Origin of the sequence: Burkholderia sp. RS01 (assembly GCF_039748055.1) — a bacterium.
In the GTDB taxonomy this organism is placed as follows: Bacteria; Actinomycetota; Actinomycetes; order Actinomycetales; family Micrococcaceae; genus Arthrobacter.
The window spans coordinates 14,797-31,112 of sequence record NZ_JBDLAK010000018.1 but is presented as its reverse complement, the minus strand read 5'-3'; the positions used below and the strand labels follow the sequence as shown (position 1 = coordinate 31,112).

General features: G+C 66.5%; 15 protein-coding genes. 14 read left to right on the top strand and 1 reads right to left on the bottom strand.

Features of this window, described 5'->3' with window-relative positions:
* From murG to dnaE, 12 genes are all read left to right on the top strand, one after another.
* The gene (gene murG, locus ABFP37_RS16320; RefSeq protein ID WP_347034187.1) at window positions 1-1,101 is read left to right on the top strand and encodes an undecaprenyldiphospho-muramoylpentapeptide beta-N-acetylglucosaminyltransferase; all 1,101 of its coding nucleotides are present in this window, start codon (window positions 1-3) and stop codon (window positions 1,099-1,101) included.
* On the top strand, window positions 1,098-2,477 hold the full coding sequence (gene murC / locus ABFP37_RS16315; RefSeq protein WP_078028965.1) for a UDP-N-acetylmuramate--L-alanine ligase: 1,380 nt from the start codon (window positions 1,098-1,100) through the stop codon (window positions 2,475-2,477). The genes murG and murC overlap by 4 nt, the downstream gene beginning before the upstream one ends.
* Entirely contained in the window at window positions 2,470-3,462 is a 993-nt protein-coding gene (locus tag ABFP37_RS16310) for an FtsQ-type POTRA domain-containing protein (RefSeq protein WP_347034186.1), read from the top strand. Before murC ends, ABFP37_RS16310 begins: the two co-directional genes overlap by 8 nt.
* Before the next feature lie 189 nt (window positions 3,463-3,651).
* Entirely contained in the window at window positions 3,652-4,884 is a 1,233-nt protein-coding gene (gene ftsZ, locus ABFP37_RS16305; protein ID WP_078028963.1) for a cell division protein FtsZ, read from the top strand.
* A 69-nt stretch (window positions 4,885-4,953) separates the two neighbouring features.
* Window positions 4,954-5,643 (top strand): polyphenol oxidase family protein, encoded by a 690-nt coding sequence (locus tag ABFP37_RS16300; RefSeq protein WP_078028962.1) that lies wholly within the window; start codon window positions 4,954-4,956, stop codon window positions 5,641-5,643.
* Window positions 5,636-6,376, top strand: a complete 741-nt coding sequence (locus ABFP37_RS16295; RefSeq protein WP_078028961.1) for a YggS family pyridoxal phosphate-dependent enzyme — start codon at window positions 5,636-5,638, stop codon at window positions 6,374-6,376. The genes ABFP37_RS16300 and ABFP37_RS16295 overlap by 8 nt, the downstream gene beginning before the upstream one ends.
* 88 nt (window positions 6,377-6,464) lie before the next feature.
* Window positions 6,465-6,995 (top strand): cell division protein SepF, encoded by a 531-nt coding sequence (gene sepF, locus ABFP37_RS16290; protein ID WP_078028960.1) that lies wholly within the window; start codon window positions 6,465-6,467, stop codon window positions 6,993-6,995.
* A gap of 127 nt (window positions 6,996-7,122) precedes the next feature.
* Window positions 7,123-7,410, top strand: coding sequence for a YggT family protein (locus ABFP37_RS16285; RefSeq protein WP_347034185.1), 288 nt, complete (start codon window positions 7,123-7,125; stop codon window positions 7,408-7,410).
* Between the two features lie 166 nt (window positions 7,411-7,576).
* Window positions 7,577-8,263 (top strand): DivIVA domain-containing protein, encoded by a 687-nt coding sequence (locus ABFP37_RS16280; RefSeq protein ID WP_078028959.1) that lies wholly within the window; start codon window positions 7,577-7,579, stop codon window positions 8,261-8,263.
* Between the two features lie 81 nt (window positions 8,264-8,344).
* Window positions 8,345-8,917: a signal peptidase II gene (lspA, locus tag ABFP37_RS16275; protein WP_078028958.1), complete on the top strand. Its 573-nt coding sequence runs from the start codon at window positions 8,345-8,347 to the stop codon at window positions 8,915-8,917.
* Entirely contained in the window at window positions 8,910-9,836 is a 927-nt protein-coding gene (locus tag ABFP37_RS16270) for an RluA family pseudouridine synthase (RefSeq protein WP_347034184.1), read from the top strand. The genes lspA and ABFP37_RS16270 overlap by 8 nt, the downstream gene beginning before the upstream one ends.
* A gap of 125 nt (window positions 9,837-9,961) precedes the next feature.
* The gene (dnaE, locus tag ABFP37_RS16265; RefSeq protein WP_078028956.1) at window positions 9,962-13,519 is read left to right on the top strand and encodes a DNA polymerase III subunit alpha; all 3,558 of its coding nucleotides are present in this window, start codon (window positions 9,962-9,964) and stop codon (window positions 13,517-13,519) included.
* A 70-nt stretch (window positions 13,520-13,589) separates the two neighbouring features.
* On the opposite strand, the gene ABFP37_RS16260 is transcribed toward dnaE, so the two are convergent.
* Window positions 13,590-14,090 carry a flavin reductase family protein gene (locus ABFP37_RS16260; protein ID WP_078028955.1) on the bottom strand — a complete coding sequence of 167 codons (501 nt, stop codon included), beginning with the start codon at window positions 14,088-14,090 and terminating at the stop codon, window positions 13,590-13,592.
* A gap of 138 nt (window positions 14,091-14,228) precedes the next feature.
* Between ABFP37_RS16260 and ABFP37_RS16255 the strand changes: the two genes are divergently transcribed.
* Both ABFP37_RS16255 and hisD read left to right on the top strand, forming a co-directional pair.
* Window positions 14,229-14,792 carry a hypothetical protein gene (locus tag ABFP37_RS16255; protein WP_078028954.1) on the top strand — a complete coding sequence of 188 codons (564 nt, stop codon included), beginning with the start codon at window positions 14,229-14,231 and terminating at the stop codon, window positions 14,790-14,792.
* 82 nt (window positions 14,793-14,874) lie between these two features.
* Window positions 14,875-16,257 (top strand): histidinol dehydrogenase, encoded by a 1,383-nt coding sequence (hisD, locus tag ABFP37_RS16250; RefSeq protein ID WP_078028953.1) that lies wholly within the window; start codon window positions 14,875-14,877, stop codon window positions 16,255-16,257.
* Window positions 16,258-16,316: the final 59 nt, after the last annotated feature.

The following is a 16,316-nucleotide window of genomic DNA, read 5'->3' as shown; positions in this document are numbered from 1 at the left end:
ATGAAAACCGAGTCATTGTCCGTGGTCCTCGCCGGCGGCGGAACGGCGGGCCATATCAATCCGCTACTGGCCATCGCCGCCGCCATCCGCGATGCGCGCCCCGACGCCCGGCTGCTGGCGGTGGGAACCTCCGCTGGCATGGAGACCCGGCTGGTGCCGGCCGCAGGCCTCGAGCTCGCCACGATTGACCGCGTCCCGTTCCCGCGCAGGCCCTCCGTGGAACTGCTGCGCCTGCCCGGCCGGCTGGCCGGAGCCGTAAAGCAGGCCGGCCGCATCCTCGACGACGCCAGGGCGGATGTCCTCGTGGGGGTCGGGGGCTACGTCTGCACGCCGATGTACCTGGCCGCGTGGCGGCGCAGGATTCCGATCGTGATTCACGAGGCCAACACCCGGCCCGGCCTGGCCAACAGGGTGGGTGCCCGGCTGAGCAGCCACGTGGCCGTGGCCTTCGCCGGCACGCGGCTGAAGAACGCCAGGCATGTCGGCATGCCGATGCGCCGTGAAGTCTCAGCCCTGGTCCGGGCCACCGCACGCGCCAACGCCCTCGGTGCCCTGGGCCTGCAGCCGGACAAGCCGGTGCTGATCGTCACCGGCGGCTCCTCAGGAGCGCAGAGCATCAACCGCACCGTCGCCGCCTCCCTCCAGGCCCTGGCGGACGCCGGAATACAGACCCTCCACATCACCGGCCGCGGGAAGTCGGTCGAGGACAGCGCCGGCAACCCGCTGCAGGCCGACGGCTACCGGCAGCGCGAATACGTCGACGGCATGGAGACGGTCTACGCCGCCGCGGACCTGCTGCTCGCCCGGGCCGGAGCGGCCACGGTCAGCGAGGTGGCCGCCGTCGGCGTTCCTGCGGTGTTCGTGCCGCTGCCCATCGGCAACGGCGAGCAGGCACTGAATGCGGACGGACTCGTGAAGGCCGGCGGCGCCCTGATCGTCGCGGACCGGGACTTCACCCCCGACTGGGTCCGGACCCAGCTCATACCGCTGCTTACTGACCGGGCCAGGCTCGGCTCCATGGCGGCGAACTCGGAAAACCTCGGCATGAGGGATGCCGATCGGCTCATGGCCGATCTTGTACTGGAAGCGGTATCCAAATGACAGGCAACGCCCCACTCCGGCAGGACGCGCTTGGCCGCGTGCATTTCATCGGGATCGGCGGGGTGGGCATGTCCGCCGTCGCCAGGATCATGGTGGCCCGCGGCGTCCCGGTGAGCGGATCCGACGCCAAGGACCTGCCCGTGATGGCAGACCTCGCCGCAGCCGGGGCGAAGATTTCGGTCGGGTATGCGGCGGCAAACCTCGGCGACACCCAGACCGTCGTGGCAGGTTCGGCCATTCGAGCTGACAACCCCGAACTGGCCGCAGCGAGGGCAGCCGGGCTTCCGGTCCTGCACCGTTCCGAGGCGCTGGCGGCCACCATGGCCGACGACCTCGTGGTCACCGTGGCGGGCACACACGGGAAGTCCACCACCACGTCCATGATCACCGTGCTGCTGCAGGGCGCGGGCCTGGACCCCTCCTTCGCCATCGGAGCCAACGTCCCGGCGCTCGGCGTCAATGCCGCCAACGGCAGCTCCAAGGTGTTCGTGGCGGAGGCCGACGAATCCGACGGGTCGTTCCTGAACTACCGCCCGCAGATCGCCGTCGTCACAAACGTTGAACCGGACCACCTGGACCACTACGGCACGGCCGAGGCAGTGTACGAATCGTTCGACCGCTTCACGGCGCTCCTGCCCGCGGACGGCGTGCTGGTGGCCTGCGCGGACGACGCCGGAGCGCTTGCGCTGGCCCGCCGCACGCGGGAACGCGGAAACACCCGCGTTGTTCTTTACGGCACCTCTGCTGCCGCCGACCTCAGGCTGGACGACGCCGGCCCCGGCAACGTAGCGGTCTCGACGGCGGCAGGACAGTTTCCCCTGACCCTGCAGGTGCCGGGGCGGCACAACGCGCTCAACGCCGCGGCGGCGATGGCCGTGGCCCTTGAACTGGGCGTCGAGGCAGGCTCAGCCGCCGCGGCCCTGGCAGGTTTCGCCGGTGCCTCCCGGCGGTTTGAGTTCAAGGGAGAAGGCAGGGGAGTGCGCGTGTACGACGACTACGCCCACCACCCCACGGAGGTCCGCGCGGCACTTGCGGCTGCCCGCTCTGTTGCCGGCGCCCACAAGGTCCACGTGCTTTTCCAGCCGCACCTTTTCTCCCGCACAAGGGAATTCGCCTCGGAATTCGCCGACGCCCTCAACGCAGCCGACACCGCCCTGGTGCTGGACATCTACCCCGCCAGGGAAGATCCCATCCCGGGTGTCAGCAGCGGACTCATCGCCCAGCACCTGGGCCCCGGCGGGCGCCTCGTCGCGGCCGGCGCCGCCGCCGTGGAGGCCGTCACCTCCGCCGCCCAGCCGGGGGACATCATCCTCACGGCGGGGGCCGGAGACGTGACCGCCTACGGGCCCCTCATCGTGGAGTCCCTCCTTGGCTAGCAGCCGCCGTCCCACGTACAAGCCTGTGCGGCCGGGGAGCCGGGACAAAGCGTCGGAACCGCGCGAAGCAACGCAGCCGGGCGTGATCTCGGCTTCCAAGAGCGCACCCGCGTCGCCGGCCGCACCGCAGGACAGCCAGCGGGGGAAGCAGCCGGCAAAGCAGCCGGCCGGACAGGCATCCGGACAGGGTTCCGGGCAGGCGGCGAAAGAGCAGGGGCCGGGGAAGCAAGGGCAGCAGCTGTCAGGCAGCCAAGCCGAACCGGACAACGTTCTCGCTTTCCCCGAGCCCAAGGGCAAACGCGTCAGGCGCAATGTCATCGTGGCGTCGTGCATCATTGCCGCCCTCGTTGCGGGCCTGCTGCTGGCCGCGGTCTACTCCCCGGTGCTCGCCGTCCAGACGGTGACGGTCAGCGGCACGAAGCTGCTCAAGCCGGCCCAGGTCCAGGCGGCACTCAAGCCGCTCCTGGGTACGCCGCTGCCGCAGGTGAGCGATGAGGACGTCAACGCGCTGCTGAAGCCGCTCGTCCAGATCAAATCGGTGACCACCCAGGCGCACCCGCCGTCCGTCCTGGTGGTCCAGGTGCATGAGCGCGTGCCGGTGGCTCTGGTCAAACGCGGCCAGGAGTACCTGCTGGTGGATGTGGACGGCGTACGGCTCGGCGCGACGGCCGATCCGGGATCGGTGAAGCTGCCCGTCATCGACGGCGGGGCCGGCACCATCGGCAAGGATCTGTTCCAGGCGACCGCAGCAGTCCTGGGCGCTCTTCCCGCCAATGTCCTTGCCAAGCTCTCCAACGCTTCCGCCAAGTCCGTCGACGCCGTGGAACTGAAGCTGGTGGACGGCCAGACGATCATTTGGGGCAATGCGGGGGAGAAGGAGCTGAAGGCACGCGTGCTGGAGGCCCTCCTGAAGGTTCCCGCCGATCCGGCAAATCCCGTCAACACCTATGACGTCAGCGTGCCGCGGCATCCGGTGACGCGCTGAACCGCTCTATTTCGCGGTGATTAGTCCGACACGCGGCGGCGGTTATTGAATGTACGAGGCATAGGAAATAGCGTCACAGACATGAGTTACTTGACATAACTATAACCTTCAACTCGAAGGTTAAGGTTCGGAACTTCAAGCTCGACTCCATCAGTTTTCGCAATAGGACACGAACAAGGGACACGTAACGTGGCAGCTCCGCAGAATTACTTGGCCGTCATCAAGGTCGTCGGCATCGGCGGCGGTGGCGTGAACGCAGTCAACCGCATGATCGAGGTGGGTCTCCGCGGTGTCGAATTCATCGCCATCAACACCGATGCGCAGGCCCTGCTGATGAGCGACGCCGACGTCAAGCTTGACGTCGGACGCGAGCTGACCCGGGGCCTTGGCGCAGGCGCGAACCCCGAAGTGGGCAAGCAGGCGGCAGAAGACCACGCTGACGAGATCGAAGAGGTCATCCGCGGCGCGGACATGGTCTTCGTGACGGCGGGCGAGGGCGGCGGCACCGGCACAGGCGGCGCCCCCGTGGTTGCCCGCATTGCTCGCTCCCTCGGCGCGCTCACCATCGGTGTTGTCACCCGCCCGTTCACCTTCGAGGGCCGCCGTCGTGCCGGCTCCGCAGAGGCAGGCATCGATGCCCTCCGCGACGAGGTCGACACCCTGATCGTGATCCCCAACGACCGCCTGCTGTCCATTAGCGACCGCAACGTCTCTGTCCTTGATGCGTTCCGCTCCGCTGACCAGGTCCTGCTGTCCGGTGTCCAGGGCATCACGGATCTCATCACCACGCCGGGCCTGATCAACCTTGACTTTGCCGACGTGAAGTCGGTCATGCAGGGTGCGGGATCCGCACTCATGGGCATCGGTTCGGCGCGGGGCGAAGACCGCGCGGTCAAGGCCGCCGAGCTTGCCATCGCCTCGCCGCTGCTGGAAGCCTCCATTGACGGCGCCCACGGCGTCCTGCTGTCCATCCAGGGCGGTTCCGACCTCGGCCTGTTCGAGATCAACGAGGCAGCCCGCCTGGTTCAGGAAGTCGCCCACCCCGAGGCCAACATCATCTTCGGTGCCGTCATTGACGACGCCCTGGGCGATGAAGCGCGCGTCACCGTGATCGCTGCCGGATTCGACGACGTCAAGGCCACCTCGCCGTCCATGGACCAGTCGCAGCCGCAGTCGGCCCCGCAGCGCCCGGCAGTGCCGGCCGCCGCACCGGCGAGCCAGCCGCCGTCGCACAGCCAGCAGGTCCATGTCCAGCCCGCGCACGCCGGGGTCGGCGCCGCCGGCCTCAGCAACTGGGGCCAGCACCGCCCGTCGGCGGTTCCCGCGGACTCGGGATTCGACGTCGACCTTCCGTCGGTTGTTGAACATGACCTGTCCGGCAACCGCTCGGACGACCTGGATGTCCCGGACTTCCTGAAGTAGGAGGCCGCCGGCCGGCTTTGCCGTCCACCCGTCCTCCGCCTGTTGCTCTCCTGATTGTCGGTGTTCTGATTGTTTTTGTGGCGTGCTGAAGTCCTGCCGGGCGTGTCTGTGGCGTTCACGGACACCGGGGCGGGCAACCTCGCATTGCACGTAGGCGACGACGCGCCGTCGGTCATTCGCCGCCGGGAGGAGCTGGAGCATGCCGCGGGCATCGCGCCCCGCCGGTTCCAGTACATGAACCAGGTGCATGGAAACCATGTTTCCGTCGTTGAAACCGGCTGTGAGGCGCCAACGGCGGACGCCATGGTGTCCGTCAGCCTCCCGCTGGCAGTGATGGTGGCTGACTGCATTCCCCTGGTTCTGGTGGGCGATGGCCCCGCCGGCCACGTGCTTGGCGTCGTCCACGCCGGACGCCCCGGGGTTTCCGCCGGTGTCATCCCGGCCGCGGTCGAGCAGATGCGCGCCGCTGGGGCCACGGGCATCCGCGCCTGGCTCGGGCCGTCCGTCTGCGGACGGTGCTACGAGGTGCCGGCGGAACTGCGCGCGGAGGTTGCCGCCGCCGTTCCTTCCGCCTGGTCCACCACATCCTGGGGGACGCCGGCACTCGACCTGCCCGCAGGCGCTGCGAGCCAGCTCGAATCAGCGGGCGTGCCCGTCGAATTCCGGGGCCCGTGCACCCTCGAAAACGACTCCCTGTTCAGCTACCGCAGGGATACCCAATCAGGGCGGTTCGCCGGGCTGGTCTGGACCCATGACTGAGGCGGACCCGGTGCGGGAAGATCCGCGGGCGGACCAGCTGCGGCAACGCCTGGAGGCCGTCAGGCAGCGGATCGCCGAGGCGACGGCGGCAGCGGACCGCAACGATGATCCTCCACGGCTGATCGTCGTCAGCAAGTTCCACCCCGCCGAGGACGTGCGCCGGCTGGCAGGTCTTGGCGTGACAGACTTCGGCGAGAACCGCGACCAAGAGGCATCGGAGAAGGCGGCCCTGCTCCTGGAACTGGACCTTAAGTGGCACTTCGTCGGCCAGGTCCAGAGCAAGAAAGCCAAGACCGTGGTCCGGTACGCCCACGCCGTCCACTCCGTGGACCGGCCGCAGCTCGTGACGGCATTGGAAAAGGCGATGGCCGCCGAACAGGAAAGGTCCGGGCGGGACAGCCTCGATTGCTTCATCCAGGTGAGCCTCGACGACGACGCCGGTGCCCACCGGGGCGGCGCGGCCCCGGCTGACGTTCCGCTGCTGGCAGAACAGCTGGAAGAAGCGGGCGGCCTTCGGCTTGCCGGCGTCATGGCGGTTGCGCCCCTGGGCGCCGATCCGGACCGGGCGTTTGAGAAACTCGCTGCCATTGCGGTCCGGTTGAGGGGTGACTACCCCGCGGCGACGGGGATTTCCGCCGGAATGAGCCAGGATCTTGAAGCGGCCGTGCGGTTCGGTGCGACACACCTCAGAATTGGTTCGGATATTCTCGGTTCGCGCCCGGCCGTGCGGTAGCGTCTGAGTATTGGAAGTGAATGGCGGGCACTTTCAATGCTGTCAGGACTTTGGGCGGCCCGCTTACGGACACGATTAGGAGTCGACCATGGCCGGCGCTCTGCGCAAGACAATGATCTATCTTGGGCTCGCCGATGGCGACGAACACTACGAGTCTGAGCTTTCCACCCAGCAAAAAGACGAGGACCACTCAATGGAGCATGACCGTGAGGAGCGCCGCGCCCCGGCGCCGGTCCGCGAGGTCGTCCGTGAAGTGCCACCAGCTGCCGAAGAGGAATACCGCGCACCCGTGACACCCATAAAGCGTGCGGCTTCGAGCCGCGAAGAGACCACCGGCCTGCGGCAGATCACCACGATCCACCCGCGGTCCTATAACGACGCCAAGCTCATCGGTGAAAGCTTCCGGGACGGCATTCCTGTCATCATGAACGTCACCGACATGGGTGAGTCCGATGCCAAGCGCCTCGTGGACTTCTCCGCGGGCCTCGTCTTTGGCCTGCGCGGAAGCATTGAGCGCGTGACCAACAAGGTCTTCCTGCTGTCGCCGTCGTACATCGAGGTCATCGGCGACGACAAGAAGGCCAGCGAGACCACCGCCAGCTTCTTCAACCAAAGCTAAGAAGGCTCTCCGGATGCCAGGCAGGGACACCTGCCTGGCATCCGTGCTGAAATAGTGGAAGCACAACAGGCAAGATCCACAGGACACTTCGGTATCCGGAATGAATCATGGAGATATTGGTTAGCTCATGGGAATAGTATTCGGGCTCGTCTATATCGTGCTGCTGTTCATTTTCGTGGCCTTGATTGTCCGACTGGTCTTTGACTGGGTCCAGATGTTCGCCCGCGAATGGCGTCCCCGCGGCGTTGCCCTGGTGGCGGCCCACGCGGTGTACTCCGTCACGGACCCGCCGCTGAAGGTCCTTCGGCGGCTCATTCCGCCGCTGCGGCTCGGGGGCGTCTCGCTCGACCTTGGCTTCCTGGGGCTGTTCATCGCCCTGAGCCTGGCCATGACCTTTACCAAGGCATTTGCGTAGTTTCATATCAGCTTGCAGCGTAACGGCCGTTCGAGAATCGGCCGCGGCGCGGAGAATCTCCGGTTTGACATCACAGTGTTGAATTAGAGTAACCAGACCATATTTAGGTACCGTAGTTTTGACGGCCGGAAGGCCTACTGACTAACTAGACCAACGAGGTGACCAGATGGCTTTGACGCCAGAAGACGTTGTCAACAAGCGCTTTCAGCCGACCAAGTTCCGCGAAGGCTACGACCAGGACGAAGTTGATGACTTCCTGGACGAAATCGTCGTCGAACTGCGGCGCCTGAACCAGGAGAACGACGAACTTCGCAAGAAGCTCGCCGAAGTCAGTTCCGGATCGCCCGCGGCCTCCGCAGCGGTCGCACCGGTGGTCGAAAAGGTCCCGGCGCCCGTCAAGTCCGACAAGGACGAATCGCGCGCCAAGGCCGAAGCTGAGGCCAAGGCTGCTGAACTGGCCAAGAAGAAGGGAGCCGAGCAGGCTGCCCCGGCCCAGGTTCCCGCCACCACGAACCCGAACGCCTCCGAGTCAGCTGCCGGCCTGCTGGCCATGGCGCAGCAGATGCACGACCGCCACGTTGCGGACGGCCAGGAGCAGCGCGACAAAATCATCGCCGAAGCGCAGATCGAGGCAAGCAGCCTCGTCAACGACGCCCAGGAGAAGTCCCGCAAGATCCTCGGCGCACTGGAGCAGCAGCGGTCTGTCCTGGAGCGCAAGGTGGAGCAGCTGCGCGGCTTCGAGCGCGACTACCGCTCACGCCTGAAGGCCTACATCGAAGGCCAGCTGCGCGACCTGGACGCCCGCGGTTCTGTCGCTGCCCCCGAGGTCGGCGAAAGCAGCGCTGCCGTTTAGCACGTATTCTGAAAGCCGGTGGCTGAGGATTCCTCGGCCACCGGCTTTTGTGATTAACAACGGTTCCCGAATGAAAGCACCATGACTGACGAACTTGCCGCTGACGCAGCGCACCCAGCCTCCTCCTCACCGCGGCCGCGGCGCGCCCTGCTGCTGTCCCTGTTCGCAGGCTTCGCGGCGTTCGCGTACGTTTTCGATCAGCTGACCAAGCTCTGGGTCACCGGCAACATGGTCGAGGGCGAACGGATTCCCGTGCTCCCGCCCGTGCTGCACTGGTACTTCATCCGGAACTCCGGAGCCGCATTTTCCATCGGCGAGAACGTGACCTGGGTGTTCACCATCATCATGGTCGCCGTCGCCGTCGCCATCCTGTTCCAGCTCCGCAAGCTCGGTTCGGCCTGGTGGGCGCTGGCCCTGGGCCTGCTGCTCGGCGGCGCGCTGGGCAACCTGACGGACCGCCTCTTCCGGGAGCCGTCCTTCGCCATGGGCCACGTCGTCGACTTCATCCAGCTGCCCAACTTCGCGATCTTCAACATTGCGGACTCGGCCGTCGTCTCCTCCGTGGTCATCATCTGCCTCCTGACCTTGCGGGGCATCGCCCTGGACGGCTCGCACCACGCCGTCGCCAAACGCGAAGGAGCCACGGATGTCTGAGCGCGTCGTCGTGCCCGACGAGCTTGACGGCAGCCGCGTGGACGCGGGCCTGGCCAAGCTGATGGGCATGTCGCGGTCGCTCGCAGCCACGCTGATCGCCGAAGGGAACGTTCTCAGCGGCGGCAAGCGCGTGGGGAAGTCCGCCAAGCTCACGTCCGGCGCCGTGCTGCACGTGACCGTCCCGGAGCGGCGGGACCCCCTTGAAGTAGTGGAGGAAGTAGTGGAAGGCCTGAAGATCCTGCTGGACGACGACGACTTCGTGGTTGTCGACAAACCGGTAGGAGTCGCGGCCCATCCGTCTCCCGGCTGGGTGGGGCCGACAGTTGTCGGCGGACTCGCCGGCGCCGGCTACCGCATCTCCACGTCCGGGTCTCCGGAACGGGCGGGCATCGTCCACCGGCTCGACGTCGGAACATCCGGTGTCATGGTGGTGGCCAAATCGGAACAGGCGTATACGGCCCTCAAACGCGCGTTCAAGGAACGCACCGTGGAGAAGGTCTATCACGCCGTCGTCCAAGGCCTCCCGGACCCGCTGCAGGGTACCATCGACGCACCCATCGGGCGGCACCCGGGCCACGACTGGCGTTTCGCCGTCATCGAGGACGGCCGCCCGTCTGTCACGCACTACGAGGTCCTTGAGGCATTCGGGAAGGCGACCCTCGTGGAGGTGCACCTGGAGACGGGACGCACCCACCAGATCAGGGTCCACTTCGCCGCGCTCCGGCATCCGTGCGCCGGCGACCTGACCTACGGGGCCGATCCCCGGCTCGCCGCCACGCTCGGCCTCACCCGCCAGTGGCTGCACGCCCGCCAACTCGGCTTCGACCACCCGCGGACCGGGGACCGGGTGACCGTCATCAGCGACTACCCCGAAGACCTGTCCTACGCGCTGGAAGTCCTGGAGTCCGGCAAGGCCTGAAGCGCGGGGCGGCGGCCTGACGTGTCATGCCCTGGAGCATGCCCTGTCCTGGGGCTGGACCTGCCCGGTTCCGGGCCGGCGGCGCGGGCGCCGTGAATGTCGCCCGGCGGCACTAGAATGGTCCGGTGACTTCCAGCAATGACTCGTTTGTCCATCTCCACAACCACACCGAGTATTCGATGCTGGACGGCGCCGCCCGGCTCGGAGAGCTCTTCGACGAAACCGAGCGGCTGGGCATGCCCGCCCTGGCCACCACCGACCACGGCTATCTCTTCGGCGCCTTCGACTTCTGGAAGAGGGCCACGGACAAGGGCATCAGGCCGATCATCGGCGTCGAAGCCTATGTGACTCCCGGGACCGCCCGCGGTGACAAGAGCCGGGTCCGCTGGGGCGAGGAAAGCCAGCGCAAGGATGACGTCTCCGGCGGCGGTTCCTACACCCACATGACCCTGCTGAGCTACAACAACGTTGGCATGCGGAACCTGTTCCGTGCCTCGTCGATCGCCTCCCTGGACTCGGTCTTCGGCAAATGGCCCCGGCTGGACCGTGAGCTGCTGAACACGTACTCGGAAGGGCTCATTGCGACCACCGGCTGCCCGTCCGGTGAGGTCCAGACCCGGCTGCGCCTCGGCCAGTACCGGGAGGCGCTTGAGGCTGCCGCAGAGTTCCGCGACATCTTCGGCGCGGAGAATTACTTCTGCGAGCTCATGGACCACGGCCTGGACATCGAACGGCGTGTCACGGGCGATCTGCTGCGCCTGGCGAAGGACCTGAACCTGCCGCTCGTTGCCACGAACGACCTGCACTACACGCACGAGCACGACGCGAAGGCGCATGAGGCCCTGTTGGCCATCCAGTCGGGTTCCACGCTCCTGGAGCCGACCTACGACAACGGCGGTTCGCGCTTTGCCTTCTCCGGCAGCGGCTACTACCTGAAGTCGCCGCAGGAGATGCGTGAACTGTTCCGCGACCACCCGGACGCGTGCGACAACACGCTGCTGATCGCCGAGCGCTGTGAAGTCTCGTTCAACACCGGGGCCAACTACATGCCGCGGTTCCCCTGCCCGGAGGGGGAGGACGAAACGTCCTGGCTGGTCAAGGAAGTCGACAGGGGACTCCAGTACCGGTATCCGCAGGGCATCCCGGACAAGGTGCGCAAGCAGGCCGACTATGAGCTGGAGGTCATCACCTCCATGGGCTTCCCGGGCTACTTCCTGGTGGTGGCCGACTTCATCAACTGGGCCAAGAACAACGGCATCCGGGTCGGTCCCGGCCGTGGCTCGGGTGCAGGCTCCATGGTGGCCTATGCCATGCGCATCACCGACCTTGATCCGCTGCACCACGGCCTGATCTTCGAGCGGTTCCTCAACCCGGACCGCGTCTCCATGCCTGACTTCGACGTCGACTTCGATGACCGGCGCCGCTCCGAAGTGATCGACTACGTCACGCGCAAATACGGCGACGAACGTGTCGCGATGATCGTCACCTACGGCACCATCAAGACCAAGCAGGCCCTCAAGGACTCGTCGCGCGTTCTGGGCTACCCGTTCAGCATGGGCGAGCAGCTGACCAAGGCGCTCCCGCCGGCCGTCATGGCCAAGGACATTCCGCTGGCCGACATCCAGAACAAGGATGCCAAGCGCTACAGCGAAGCCGGCGACTTCCGCCAGCTGATCAGCACTGACCCCGAGGCCGCTAAGGTTTTCGAGACGGCACTGGGCATCGAGGGCCTGAAGCGGCAATGGGGCGTACACGCCGCCGGCGTCATCATGTCCTCGGACCCCATCATCGACGTGATTCCGATCATGCGCCGCTTCCAGGACGGCCAGGTCATCACCCAGTTCGACTATCCGACGTCCGAAGGCCTCGGCCTGATCAAGATGGACTTCCTCGGGCTGCGAAACCTGACGATCATTTCGGATGCCCTGGAAAACATCAAGATGAACCGCGGCGTCGACCTCGACCTTGAAACCCTTGAGTTGGACGACGCCGCGTCCTACGAGCTGCTGGCCAGGGGTGACACCCTGGGTGTGTTCCAGCTCGACGGCGGACCCATGCGGTCGCTGCTCAAGCTGATGAAGCCGGACAACTTCGAAGACATCTCCGCCGTGCTGGCGCTCTACAGGCCCGGACCGATGGGCGCCAACGCGCACACCGACTACGCGCTGCGCAAGAACAAGATCCAGGAAGTCATCCCGATCCACCCGGAGCTGGAGGAACCGCTCGCCGAAATCCTCGGCGGCACCTACGGGCTGATCGTGTACCAGGAGCAGGTCATGGCCGTGGCGCAGAAGCTCGCCGGCTACAGCCTCGGCCAGGCCGACATCCTGCGCCGCGCCATGGGCAAGAAGAAGAAATCCGAGCTGGACAAGCAGTTCGCCGGCTTCTCGCAGGGCATGCAGGACAACGGCTATTCCATGGCCGCGGTCAAGACCCTCTGGGACATTCTGCTGCCGTTCTCCGACTACGCCTTCAACAAGGCGCACTCGGCCGCCTACGGCGTGATCTCCTACTGGACCGCCTACCTGAAGGCGCACTACGCGCCGGAGTACATGGCTGCCCTGCTGACCTCGGTGGGCGACGACAAGGACAAGTCGGCGATCTACCTCAACGAATGCCGGCGGATGGGCATCACGGTGCTGCCGCCCGACGTCAACGAGTCAGCGCTGAACTTCACTCCGGTCGGCAACGACATCCGCTTCGGCATGGGCGCCATCCGCAACGTCGGCGTGAACGCCGTCGAAGCCATGGTGGCGGCGCGCGAAAAAGAAGGCGCCTACACCTCCTTCAAGGACTACCTCATGAAAGTTCCCGCGGTGGTGTGCAACAAGCGCACCATCGAGTCCCTCATCAAGGCGGGCGCCTTCGACTCCCTGAATCATCACAGGCGGGCCCTCGCCATGATCCACGAAGAGGCGATCGACTCCGTCATCACGCTCAAGCGCAACGAGGCGATCGGGCAGTTCGACCTCTTTGCCGGTTTCGACGAAGCCGAATCCGAGGCGTCCCTGAGCATCGAGATCCCCGACCTCCCCGAGTGGGAGAAGAAGGACAAGCTCTCGTTCGAACGCGACATGCTCGGGCTTTACGTCTCGGACCACCCGCTGCAGGGGCTGGAAGGGCTCCTGAGCCAGCACGCCGACCAGTCCATCACGTCGATCATCGCCGAGGACGGCCCGCACGACGGCGCGATCGTCACCATTGCGGGCATGATCACCTCGCTCAGCCGAAGGATCGCCAAGGCCAGCGGCAACGCCTACGCCCGGGCCGAGGTCGAGGACCTGGGCGGATCCATGGAAGTGATGTTCTTCGGCCAGGTCTACGGCCCCATCGCGTCGGTCCTCGCCGAGGACCTGATCGTGGTGGTCAAGGGCCGGCTGCAGCGCCGCGACGACGGCGCCATCGCCTTGAACTGCATGGAACTGTCCGTGCCGGACCTCAGCGAGGGCACCAACGGGCCCATCGTGATCACGATGCCCACGCACAAGGCCACGGAGGCCGTGGTCACCGAACTCGGGGATGTGCTGCGCAACCACCGCGGAAACTCGGAGGTTCGGGTCCACCTGCAGGGCGACACCCGCGTGGAGGTCATGGGCCTGCCCGTGCACCTGCGGGTCAACCCCAACCCGTCACTCTTCGGAGACCTCAAAGTGCTGCTCGGTCCGGCCTGCCTGGACGCCTGAGCTGTTCGGCCCGCTGGGTGCCCGGGACGCCGTGCGGGCGTTCCGGCACTTGGGGCCGCGGCCGGCCGGCCTAGATTTCGTAGTCGAGCGGAACCGGCTGCCCGTAGGCTCCGGAGTGGTAGAGCAGCGGGGCGCCGTCTTCGCCGACTTCCCCCTCCACGACTTCCACGACCACCACGGCGTTGTTTTCGAAGGAAAGCCGCATTTGGATCTTTCCGATCAGCCAGCCGGCCACGTCCTTGAGGACGGGCACATCGTAGGGCCCGTGGGCCCAGTGGTCGCCCGCGAACCGCTCCTTGGTGCGTGCAAAGCGGTCAGCCAGTTCCTGGTTGTCGAGCCCCAGCATGTGGACGCCGATGTATGTTGTGTTGGCAACGGCCGGCCACGAGCTCGAGCTGCGGGCCATGTTGAAAGTGAAGCGGGGCGGCTTCGCCGACAGGGATGCTACCGACGTTGCCGTGAACCCGTAGGGCACGCCGTCGTAGTTCACCGTGATAATCGCCACACCGGCCGCATGGCGCCGGAACATTTCCTTGAACGTGCCCTCGAAGGCGTTGTTGTCTGAGGCCACTGTGATCGATCTCCCTGCTGAACCTGTTGGTGATTCTGTCTCTACTACAAGACTATTGGGCTTCCCGGGTGTTGCATCATCCGGCCCCCGCACAGCCCCGTTTCCGCAACGCGGACCAACATTTGTTAACGTTTCTTCATGACACAGCCTGCAACCGCACCTCCGGTCCGCCACCACCACCAGCCGGATGGGGCCCCGGAGAGCGTCCGGCGGAGCTGGCCGTGGGTGGCCGGCATCATCGGGGCCGGCATCCCGGCAGGCGTGCTGTGGTGGCTCCTGGCCCCGGGCGGAATGAACCTGATCTCCGGCAACGCCGCGCTCGCGTCGGGAACCAACACTGAGGGCTGGCTCCCGCGGGACCTGGTCCTGGCCGGGCTGTTTGTCTTCGCCGGCAGCCTCGTTGCCGTGCTGCTTTCCGGGCGCACGGACGGCGCAACACGCCGCATACTGGTGCTCTCGGTGGCAGCGGCCGGGGCGGCAGCCGTCCTCGCCTGGCAGACCGGGGTGCTGGCGGGCCTCTGGCTGGGGCAGCCCGAGGACACCTCGGCCAATGCCAGCGTCGCGTTCTCGCTGAGGTCCCACACTGTCCTCCTGCTCTGGCCCGCGGCCGTGGCAGCCGGCTATTTCGTCCTGCGCGTGATCAGCCTGCTGGGCAAGTCCAGGGGCCCGGCGGCAGGGCAAGACGCAGGGCAGGTTTCCTGACGTTGCCCGCCGTCCTGCACGCTGGCGGGACGGCATCCCGTAACACCGCAGGCGCCGGCGCCGCGGCGCGTAAAATGAACGGGTGACCACTTCTCCGGACAGTTCCGTACGCCCGACTTCCCCCGCCGTCGAATTCCGCACCGTTGACCTGCGGGGGCGGCGCCTGAGCCTGGCGGAACTCCGCCAGGCGGTGCCGCGGGCACGGCACCAGACCGTCGCCGACGCAGAGCAGAAAGTCACCGACATCATTTCCGCCGTCCGCCAGCGCGGCTTCGCTGCCCTCGCTGACTTTGCACAGGCGTTCGACGGCGTGGAACAGACGCACCCGCGCGTTCCGTCGGCGGCGCTCCAGTCGGCCTTGGACGGCCTCGACCCGGCCGTGCGGGCCGCACTTGAGGAGTCCATCAGCCGGGCCCGGCGGTTCGCGGACGGCCAGCGGCCGGCCGACGTCGACGTCGCCCTCGGCGACGGAGCCGTGGTGAGCCAAAAGTGGGTTCCGGTGGCCCGCGTCGGCCTCTATGTCCCGGGCGGCCTGGCTGTCTACCCGTCCTCGGTCATCATGAACGTGGTCCCCGCCCTTTCCGCGGGCGTGGAGTCCATCGCGCTTGCATCGCCGCCGCAGAAGGACTTCGGCGGACTCCCTCACCCCACCATCCTCGCCGCTGCCGCGCTGCTGGGCATCGACGAGGTGTACGCGATCGGCGGGGCCCAGGCCATCGCCGCGTTCGCTTACGGAGTTCCCGGCGCCGACGGCGAGCCGGACCTGGAGCCGGTGGACGTCGTGACCGGACCCGGCAACATCTTCGTGGCCACGGCCAAGAGGCTCGTCAAGGGCGTCGTGGGCATCGATTCCGAGGCAGGCACCACGGAAATTGCCATCCTGGCGGATTCCACCGCACGGGCAGCGTTCGTCGCTGCGGACCTGATCAGCCAGGCCGAGCACGATCCGAAGGCCGCGTCCGTCCTGATCACGGACTCCCTCCAGCTTGCCGCGGAGGTGCGGGAAGAACTCGAGCTGCAGGCAGCCTCCACCAAGCACAGCCAGCGCGTCCGCGAAGCCCTGTCCGGGCCGCAGTCCGGCGTCGTCCTCGTGGATGACCTCGAGCAGGGGATCGCCGCCTGTGACGCCTATGCCGCGGAACACCTTGAGATCATGACGGCGGACGCCGCCGCTGTGGCGGGGCGGATCCGGAATGCCGGCGCCATCTTCGTCGGGGACTACAGCCCCGTCAGCCTCGGCGATTACTGCGCCGGCTCAAACCACGTGCTGCCGACCAGCGGAACTGCGGCATTTTCGTCGGGGCTGAACGTGACCACTTTCCTACGCGCAATCCAGGTCATCAACTACACGGAGTCCGCATTGGAACAGGTCAGCGGACACATCGTCAGCCTGTCCGGCGCGGAAGACCTCCCGGCACACGGAGACGCTGTGACAGCCCGCTTCAGGAACGGCGCTAACCACTAGATGTAGTAATTACAGGCTTGTTATTCAGCTACATGTAGCCGTAAACTGGATCCGGAACA